The organism is Oleiphilus sp. HI0080 (genome assembly GCF_001635135.1).
Genome location: NZ_LWFU01000385.1, coordinates 17,585 through 27,316, shown reverse-complemented (window position 1 = coordinate 27,316; position 9,732 = coordinate 17,585). Strand labels below are relative to the sequence as shown.

General features: G+C 48.4%; 8 protein-coding genes. 4 read left to right on the top strand and 4 right to left on the bottom strand.

From position 1 onward, the window contains the following. The 3 genes from A3751_RS06615 to A3751_RS06605 form a co-directional block, all read left to right on the top strand. Positions 1 to 957: CheW domain-containing protein (locus A3751_RS06615; RefSeq protein WP_156492292.1), on the top strand; the 957-nt coding region annotated here is incomplete at its 5' end. A gap of 143 nt (positions 958 to 1,100) precedes the next feature. Next, a complete protein-coding gene (locus A3751_RS06610) occupies positions 1,101 to 1,589 on the top strand; it encodes a chemotaxis protein CheW (protein WP_068453606.1) in 489 nt (162 codons plus the stop codon). Positions 1,590 to 1,609: 20 nt separating this feature from the next. Then, entirely contained in the window at positions 1,610 to 2,053 is a 444-nt protein-coding gene (locus A3751_RS06605) for a DUF2802 domain-containing protein (RefSeq protein WP_068453604.1), read from the top strand. Between the two features lie 25 nt (positions 2,054 to 2,078). Here the strand turns inward: A3751_RS06605 and A3751_RS06600 are convergent, their stop codons facing one another. Beyond that, positions 2,079 to 2,552 carry a hypothetical protein gene (locus A3751_RS06600; protein WP_068453602.1) on the bottom strand — a complete coding sequence of 158 codons (474 nt, stop codon included), beginning with the start codon at positions 2,550 to 2,552 and terminating at the stop codon, positions 2,079 to 2,081. Positions 2,553 to 2,999: 447 nt separating this feature from the next. On the opposite strand from A3751_RS06600, the gene rimO reads away from it, so the two are divergent. Beyond that, on the top strand, positions 3,000 to 4,358 hold the full coding sequence (gene rimO / locus A3751_RS06590) for a 30S ribosomal protein S12 methylthiotransferase RimO (RefSeq protein WP_068453597.1): 1,359 nt from the start codon (positions 3,000 to 3,002) through the stop codon (positions 4,356 to 4,358). 49 nt (positions 4,359 to 4,407) lie between these two features. On the opposite strand, the gene A3751_RS06585 is transcribed toward rimO, so the two are convergent. The 3 genes from A3751_RS06585 to A3751_RS06575 form a co-directional block, all read right to left on the bottom strand. Continuing rightward, a complete protein-coding gene (locus tag A3751_RS06585) occupies positions 4,408 to 7,578 on the bottom strand; it encodes an efflux RND transporter permease subunit (protein ID WP_068453595.1) in 3,171 nt (1,056 codons plus the stop codon). Next, positions 7,575 to 8,816 (bottom strand): efflux RND transporter periplasmic adaptor subunit, encoded by a 1,242-nt coding sequence (locus tag A3751_RS06580; RefSeq protein WP_068453593.1) that lies wholly within the window; start codon positions 8,814 to 8,816, stop codon positions 7,575 to 7,577. The genes A3751_RS06585 and A3751_RS06580 overlap by 4 nt, the downstream gene beginning before the upstream one ends. A gap of 96 nt (positions 8,817 to 8,912) precedes the next feature. Further along, the gene (locus A3751_RS06575; RefSeq protein WP_068453591.1) at positions 8,913 to 9,650 is read right to left on the bottom strand and encodes a 16S rRNA (uracil(1498)-N(3))-methyltransferase; all 738 of its coding nucleotides are present in this window, start codon (positions 9,648 to 9,650) and stop codon (positions 8,913 to 8,915) included. Positions 9,651 to 9,732 lie beyond the last annotated feature (82 nt).

Below are 9,732 nucleotides of genomic sequence, written 5' to 3'. Positions count from 1 at the left end.
GAGCCAGTAGCGACCAGCCACTCTCGCCATCCTAATTTGAAGCCCGCTAGCGCCATTCTGGCTAGAAAGAAGTTAAGACCATTCAAAGAATCAAACGACAAAAAAGATGTCGTCGTTGCAGGCTTGATGCCAAAACTAAAGCCCGCGGCCAAGCAGCCAGAGACGAAAACTGAGGCAGCGCAGACCATGGCGCTGAAAGAAGCAACGGCTTCTGCTCATCTTACCGAAGAGCCAGATCTCAGGGCTGATCATAAGTTAGAAGCTGAAACAACGCCGATAGAAACGGTTGAACTTAAGCAAGCTAGTGCGACCGAGCCGGAGATCGCGCAAGAGGTTCAAGAAGCTCAGAAAATTGCAGTTCAAGAACGGGTGAGCGGTGATGTAGAAGAACCCGAGGTTTCGCCTCAAATAAAGTCGCAAACGCAGACATTAGAACCGGCCGAGATAAGCTCTTCTTTCGAAGAAGAACCACCCGCAGCGGTACCTCCAAATAAGATTCCGCCATTTCGGGAGTTGGCCGAATTTGAAATGTTATTGTTTGATGTAAGAGGTCTACAGCTCGCTGTTCCTCTTATCTCGCTAGGATCGATACATCGTTTAGAGAGTGAATTTACGCCAATCGTTGGGAGAGCAGATTGGTATTTGGGAATGTACCGAATTGGCGATCGGAACCTCCAAGTCGTCGATACCGCTCGTTGGGTGATGCCATCGCGAATGCAGCATAGTTCGGATGAGCCCTATGAGTTCGTTATTAGGTTAGCTGATACGCATTGGGCCTTGGCCTGTAGTAGTGTTCAACAAGCGATCCGCGTAGAGCGAGATGAAATCAAATGGCGTACTCAGCAAGGTAAACGGCCATGGCTCGCAGGGACGGTAATTTCTAAAATGTGCGCTTTACTGGACGTAGAGAGTATGGCGCGCCTGCTTGATGAAGACAAATTGCAGGATACGCCCTAAGTTCTTAGCGAGATAAACAATGTCCAAGAGTGGCGCATGGTGGGCTTTGTTCTATATTAAAGTGATATGAATAAGCTCGCCGGCGTCAATACGCTGCGATATCCATAAACAAGGGCTACGATTTGCCCAAAACGAGGCTTTAAATGTCTTCCAATACTGTACATAGTTCTGATCAGTCAGAAGATAAGATTCTGCAATATGTTACGTTCCGCTTAGATGATGAAACGTATGGCATCAATGTGATGCAGATTCAGGAAGTGTTGCGTTACTCTGAAATCGCTCCCGTTCCTGGCGCTCCACATTATGTCCTAGGGATTATCAACTTACGTGGCAACGTTGTAACGGTAATCGATACGCGCACACGTTTCGGTTTAGCCCAATCTGAGGTAAGCGATCAGACACGAATTGTTGTCTTGGAGCTTGAGGGTCAGGTTGTCGGTGTACTCGTCGACTCTGTAGCGGAAGTGGTTTACTTAAAAGAGTCAGAGATAGAAACCGCGCCTAATGTTGGTAACGATGAGAGCGCGCGCTTTATCCAAGGCGTATGTAATAAAAACGGCGAGCTGATCATTCTTGTAGAGTTTGAGAAAATGCTTTCTGAGGAAGAATGGGCAGAGATGGTAGCGCTTTAAGCGCTGCTAGGGAGAGAGCGATGTCAGTTTTGATTTCTTTTGAGTATCTCGCATTAGGCTCTTCAGCGATTGCGATTATCTCGGTTGCCTACGGCTTGTATTCAGCAAGCGTGACAAGAAAGCAGGTTGCAACGTTGAGCGATCACATTAACGAGTTGGGCAAAGAGCTGAATGCAGTAAACCATTCAACGCTAGGGATGGGACGTCGCTTGCAATCTCTGGTGGATAAGAACGAGCATCTTGAGAAAAAACTGGAAGAAATTCAAAAGAATGACCCGGTGAAGGTCAGCTATTCGGAAGCGGCTCGACTTGTAAAAATGGGTGCGAGCATTGAAGAGCTGATGAGTGCATGTAGCATTTCTCGACCAGAGGCTGAGCTTGTTTCTGCGTTAACGAACCAAACAACGGTTCAAAAAACTGATTCCAAGAAGCAAGATATCCCTCTTCTTAAAACCAAGGCCTAATCTCGCTAACGCAATTGCGTTCGATCTACGCGACTCGCTGCTCAAGGTCTCTTTGCGTCGTCTCATTTGAACTGTTGCTAATTTGATGCACATTATCATTGAGGCTTTGAGCATTCTCGGCAGCTGCATTGCTTGCACGAAGCTTACGCTCCACATAGTGCTCTAATGCATTCAGCGATCGCACTCCGGCCTCAGCAAAATTCATCTGCAACTCAAACTTCGTTCTGGACATTCGACGTAAAGACGTTACATGGCAAGCGGCCATAATGCGACCCACTTCTGGTAGACCGAAGTCGACGTCGAGATCAACTGTTTGTTTTAGCGAAACGGTGGGGGTTCGAGGGAAGAGCTCTTTGAGCGCCGCTTGATCGCAGTGCAGAACGAGTCCGCTTTTCGAAATCGAATCAAATTGCGCTTCGGTTGAGGCGCCGTTTGATGTTTTCAGCGTTACGTTGCCACTGATACTCAAGTGTGTGTGGTAAATTAAACTTCTGCTCATGGTTCATCTCTCTTGTGCTACTTCCGCAGCGTTTCCCGCATTTTGTTATGTCGGTTTCTAGATCAAACTAGATTTTTTGTTCTGCTCTTCTGGTGAGAGCTTCAACCTATTTTTTAACGGCTTTCATGCATGGCGCATGACGACATCTATGACATTTACAGCAAGATCATTGCCGTTTATATGAGACTAGATAAAAAACAGTGCTTAACCATTTGTTTTGTGTAACCAATAGCAACTAAATTGAAACAAGAGGTGCACAAAAGGTTAATTGAGGGTGCGCTAATGTATATATTGGTGCATTTTCAGTTACATGTGGTTGCAAAGGGGTGTTTTGCAACAAATCGAATGGCTTATGGCTCCCTTCTAGCGAAGGCTCTAAGCATGCAAGCGCGCGTCTCTTCCGTTATACTTCGCGCGGCTTAAACGTTATCAATTTTGGGTGAAAAAATGGCTGATTCAGACAGTATAAATGTAGAGAATACCGCGGGAAGCGGCCGTGTAGGGTTTGTAAGCCTTGGTTGCCCAAAAGCATTGACTGATTCGGAGCGTATTCTCACTCAATTGAAGTTAGATGGTTACGATGTTGTTCCGAGTTATGACGATGCAGATGTTGTGGTGGTAAACACCTGTGGTTTCATCGATTCGGCGAAACAAGAATCTCTAGATGCGATCAACGAGGCGATGGCGGAGAACGGAAAAGTAATCGTAACCGGTTGTATGGGCAAGGGCGCTGATGCGGAGCTGATCAAGAAAGTTAGTCCTGATGTATTAAGTGTGAGTGGTCCTGCCGATTACGACACCGTGTTGAATGCCGTTCACGAATATGTCCCGCCAATCGAAAACCCTTCGCACTATAGTGATCTTGTTCCCGCGCATGGCGTTAAGCTTACGCCTCAACATTATTCTTTTCTAAAAATATCTGAAGGCTGCAACCACCGTTGCGCATTTTGCATTATTCCTCATATGCGTGGAGATCTTGTAAGTCGTCCTATATCGGCTGTCATTGATGAAGCGAAAAAGCTAGTCGCTGCCGGCACGCGTGAGCTACTGGTTATTTCGCAAGACACAAGTGCCTATGGTGTGGATGTGAAGTTCAAACTCGATTTTAATGCGGGCGACCCTTTAGAAACGAGAATGCAAGACTTGGCCGTTGCCTTGGGTGAGCTAGGTGTTTGGGTTCGAATGCACTACGTGTATCCTTATCCGCATGTCGACAAGCTGATTCCGTTAATGGCGGAAGGTAAGATATTGCCCTATCTAGATATTCCTTTTCAGCACGCGAGCAAAAAGGTACTCAAAGCGATGAAGCGCCCCGCGCATGCCGAGAAAGTACTGGATCGCATTAAGAAATGGCGTGAGGTGTGTCCAGAGCTCACTATTCGCAGCACATTCATCGTGGGCTTTCCCGGTGAAACCGAAGAAGACTTTCAAGAGCTGCTCGACTTTCTAGATGAAGCGCAGCTTGATCGGGTGGGTTGTTTTACGTATTCACCAGTGGAAGGCGCGCCGGCCAATGATCTGCCTGATCATGTGCCCGAAGACATCAAAGAGCAGCGTAAACAACGCTTTATGGAAAAACAGGCAAAAATCAGCGCTGCGCGCTTGCAAGCGAAAGTGGGTACGCGTCAATTTGTGATTATCGATGAAATAGCGGAGGAGGGCGCCGTCGCTCGAACGATGGGCGATGCGCCGGAAATCGATGGCCAGGTCTTTATCGACGGCGCAACCTTTTTAGATCCGGGCATGATTGTCGAGGTTGAAATTGAAGAGGCCGATGAATACGACCTCTGGGCACACATAGTTTAAGTCTGTTTTCAGTATTGGTAAATCGGGGCAATCATTGCCCCTGTTCGCTTTACTCTGTTTGAAGCTGGACTGCTTGCTTGTCTTGCTGCTTGGCCGCTCTTTTTTCCCGCATTTCTTCGATTTTTGAAACCAATGCGGGAATAACGAACAGGATGAGTACGGTCGCGTAGGCCAGACCAAACGAGATGCTTACCGCCATTGGAATGAGAAATTGCGCCTGCAACGACGTTTCAAATAACAAAGGTAGCAAGCCAGCAATCGTTGTCAGAGATGTCAGTAGTACGGCGCGCAAACGCAGGCAAGTGGCGTTCACGATGGCCTCATGAATAGCTTGTCCTTGCTCCCTTAGCTCTCGATAAAATGTCACGAGAATAATCGCATCGTTAATCACAATCCCCGACAGACCAAAAAAGCCAAACCACGAGAGCATCGTGAGATTCAGTCCGAGCGCCCAGTGCCCAAGAATCGCACCAGAGATACCCAACGGAATGGCGAGAATAACCGCTAAAGGCCAAGAGTAAGAGCCAAACACCCATGCAAGAATGATATAGATGAGCGTAAAGCCGATAGAGGCTCCAAGCATCATCTCCGAACCTGTTTTGCGCTGCTCCTCGGCACGACCTTTAAGTTCATAATTTAAGCCGTAGCGCGCTGCTAGTTCAGGTAAGAAACGCTCGTTTATATCGTCCAATACCACATTCGCATTATTCTGGCTGGAATCGACCCCCGCGGTGACTCTGAGACCAAATTTACCTTCGGTGTGCCGAACAAGCTCAAGCCCTTTTCTGCTCTCTAGCGTCACAACATTGTCCAGTCGAACGGTCTCCCCACGGTTTGTGATGATGGGAAAACTGTTAAGCGTTCGAGATGCGTTTCGTTCCTGTTCAGGGAGGATAATGCGCACCTCTACTTCCTCGTTCTCGTCATAGAATACTTGGAGTAGTTGGCCATCAAAGCCTGCGCGTAGCTGCTTTCCAATATCACTAACGGTCAGCCCCAACGCTTCTCCCTGAGGCGTAAGTGCGTAAAGAAATTGGCTTTTCCCGTAAGGTATATCGTCTTGAATATCATTCACGCCAACATAGCTCTTAAGCTTTTCTTGCAGCTCTTCACTGGCGGCTTTGAGGACTTCCGAGCCTTGCCCCGTCAAGAAGATATCGATGTCTTTGCCAGGAGGCCCACCACGCGGGCTAGTAATACTCAATTGCTCAATACCATCTGGAAGAGACAGCTCCGCTTTCCATGCGGATATGAGTTCGGGATTACGGACGTTTCGCGCGTCCGGAGTCACTGTTTCAACGTGCAAAGAGGCATATTGCTCACCTTGCTGATAGTTCTGACCGCCATCAAGGGTTGCCTGATTCACACGTAATACTGCGTGAACAATCAGATCCTCTTCGCGTTCATATTTCTCGAGTAATTTGTCGTTTGCACGCCAAAGCGCATCTTCCATTTGCTGCGCGAACGCGCGGACTTCGTTAGGCGGGGTGCCGGAAGCGAACTTCACATTTCCTAGCAAGACTTGGTTTTCAGGCTGTGGAAAGAACTCAAATTGTATTCTTCCGGAGATAATGAGAAAAATGGATACAAAAAATACAGCAATTGCGAGTGCTAGGGTTGTACCACGATTGCGCATTGCTTTTTCAGATAGCGAGCGAAATGTTCCATCACGAAATGCATTAAAACGGCTGTCAACGGCCTGTCTAAACCGACTTTCCTTTGCATGATGGCCCATCTTCTTAAGGCTATGATGAAGGTGCCCGGGCATGATCAGGAAACACTCAATGACGGATGCAATAATCACACAAACAATCACCAGTGGAATCGCAAATAGTATGTTGCCAATAATGCCGCTAATAATCATCAGTGGTAAAAATGCAGAAATAGTCGTTAGCGAAGACGACATAACGGGTACGAACATTCTTCTGGCTCCGCCTTCTGCTGCCTGTAACGCCCCTTCACCTCGTTGAAAGTGGGTGAGGGCGTCTTCACCGACGACGATGGCATCATCAACGATGATCCCCAGCGCCATGATTAAGGCAAACATACTCACCATATTAATGCTGCCGCCGAGAGCATACATCACGGCTAGCGTTCCCGCGAAGGACACAGGAATACCCACCGTCACCCAGAAAGCAACGCGACCGTTTAGCAGGATAAACAGAATCGCGACAACTAAAATCAATCCGCCTAAACCATTTTTGATGAGCAGGTTTATGCGATCTTCTATCAGAACATAGGCTTCGTTATACGAGTCTAGGTACATCGTGGGGGGCAGAGTCTCGCGCACTTCACTCAGCCAAGTATTAAATGTCTCGGCTGCTTTGAGTGTGTCTGAACTTGGCGTACGCAGTATCCGTAAGAGAACGGCGGGACGGTCTTTATAAAAAACCTCAACTTGTTTTTCTTTGTCTCGACGCTCGATATTCGCGACGTCTCCGAGGCGCAGACGCTCCCCAGTTCGTGCAGTAAGAATCGTAAGGTCATTAAACCCTTCAGCATCACGCCGTTGTTCAACGCTCCGTAGCTCGCGCGCAACTTCATCTTTAGCGGAAGTGCCGGCAGGGATATCCTGGCTCGCACTCACAACGGCTTGCCCAAGGGCTGGGAGCGACTCGCCAAGCCGATCTATGTCGAGTGTCGAGACTTGGATCGCAATTTCTTGTTCAGGTACGCCGATCAGGTCTACCTTCGAAATTCCGCGAGCTAACAGGTCTCGTTCGAAATCGTAGGCTATGCCCCGCAATTCGCTGAGAGGTGCATCTGCAGAAAGTATTAATGTGGCAACATCTTCATTGAGAACAACCTTAGAAATCTCCGGCTCTTCTGAGTCCGACGGCAGGTTGCGCACGAGTGACACGTGTTCTTTTACTTGATCAAGTGCAAGGCCCATATCTGTGCCTTCGTCGTATTCAAGGCTGATCACGGCGCTGCTTTGATACGACGTCGATTTCATTTCTTTCACGTAGTCGAGTGAGCGTAGCTCTTGCTCGAGAGGCGTGACAATCGAGCGCGCAACATCTTCGGCACTCGCCCCCGGCCAGATGACGCGCACTGTAATGTAGTCTGGTTCGAAGGTAGGCAGAAACTGTGTATTCAACCGAGTGAGCGAAACTGCACCAGCAATGAGGATAATCAACATGAGCAGGTTCGCGGCTACTCGGTGTTTGGCGAACCGACCTAGTAAATCCTCACGATGTTTACCGTTATCCATGGTCATTTGGTGCTGCCTTGTAACGTGACTTTCAGGCCATTGATGGCCTTTGGAAGCTGCGTTGTGATGATTTGATCGCCATCATTGATCGTATCCGAACTTACCAAGACCTTGTCTTGTGCGCCGTCTTGGTACTGATAGCCGATTGGTTGAACGACAAGCGATTCTAGGCGCTCGTCACGAATCCGAAATACGCGATCAGTGCCGTAGATTGACGAAATAGGTAAGGCGATCAGGTTTTGTTGCGCCGGAAGCTCGAGGATGACGCGCAAGCTCTTGTTCAGTGGTAACGAGAGATCTGGGTCGACCGGAACCAACCAGGCATCGCGTCCGCCATGTTGCTGACTACTCGCGAGGGACAAACGTGCCACCTTAAACTGATGACCGTTGCCGCGAGCAGTGACTTCTCCCTCGTTTGTCAGGGCGGATTCAACATCATCAACAAGGTTGTTTGGTATCTGCACACGTAATTCGACACGATTGTGATCAAAGAGCTCTACTAGGTTTTGCCCGGGTTGTACTCGATCTCCGGGCGCCACAAGCACGGCGGTAATGTGCGCATCAAATGGCGCTTTGACTTGCGTTTTCTCCAGATCTCGTTGTGCCGCTTGGAGGCGTGCTTTGGTTCGCTTTAATCCCGCATTGAGTTTTTTGAGTCGAGATGGATGGTCTTTGATGCTTTGCTCTCGCGCTGCAATCATCAGTTCGCTTTGTGCCAGTGCGGATTCCGCATTATCCGATCGCTCTTTGGCAACCAGGTTGGACTCCTGCAATTTAGCTTGTCTTGCGAGCGCGTCTTGTGCAATTTTTAGCATGCGTTGCTCGCTTTTTAATGCACGCTGATCGGTCTCGTACCGGATGTGCTCAGACTCAATAACAGCATAAAACTCGACTAAATCCGCTTCGGCTTGCATTAAGGCAATCTGCGCGTCTGTGTCATCAAGTTCAATGATCACATCGCCTTTTTTAACACTTTGTCCGGGTAAGGCATGGAGCGCTGTGACATCACTGGCTACTGTCGTACTGAGTTTTGCTTCATGAGGAGATTCCGTGCGGGCATAGAGCTCTACCTCAGGGTTAGCATTGATGCGCTCAGCAGAGACGGCACTCACTTGCCAAGACTTTTCCGTGCTTGGTTGTGTTGGCGCCTCCGGCTTGGTTACCATGAGCAGTGCGATAATGATGACGGTGAGCGCTGCGATAAGAATCGGATAACGCCATTTACCTAGTACTTTGAAGGCCATTAAGAAACCTGTTTCGTCGAATAAAATATTGGGATGATTAAGTAACTACCGAGTTTACAGCAAATTGGATGTGCCTTGCCTAAGCGTTCTTTTACACTATTGAAAGTCGCCCCATAGCCATTGCAGTACCGCAAGAGCAGCGACAGGTGCAGTCTCGGTTCTAAACACTCGTGGGCCGAGCGTACACGCTTTAAAGCCTTGACGTTGTGCACAAACGATTTCTTCGGACGTTAAACCGCCCTCGGGGCCTATCAGTAAGAGCACTTTTGCGGGTTTAGGTTCAATATGCGCCAGGTCTTGAGTATCTCTGTGATGAAGAACAAGAGGCAACACGTCAGGGTCTTTTGGTTGGCTTAGAAATTCTTCAAGCTCTAGCACTGGGTTGATCCGTGGAACCGTTGCCCGGACGCATTGCTCGCACGCGCTAATAGCCACGTGTTGCCAACGCTTTATGCGTTTTTCCTCACGACCTTCATCGAGTTTTACCTCACAGCGCTCGCTGATCAAAGGGGTTATTTGATTAACGCCAAGCTCTGTCGCCTTTTGTATCGCATAGTCCATGCGGTCGCCGCGTGACATGACAATTGCCAGTTGTGTATCTAGGTTCGACTCTGAATCGCAGTGCTCACGTCCTGCTATTTTTGCATGCACTGTGCGACGTTCAACAAGAGATAGCTCCGCATCATAGTAGTAACCATCCCCGTTAAAGAGTTTCAGTTTGAAGCCTTTTTTCATGCGCAGAACTTTAGCGATGTGTTGTGCGGCATTCGAGTCAAGCTCGGTCTCAGAGTTTACGGTCAGAGATGTTTCGGTATAAATGTTTGGAATTCGCATAGCCGATGAAGCGCCTTGAGCCAAAAGAGTGAGCGTTGTAGTAAGCTGCCTATTTCTGATTTATCAACATTAAGTATGAAAA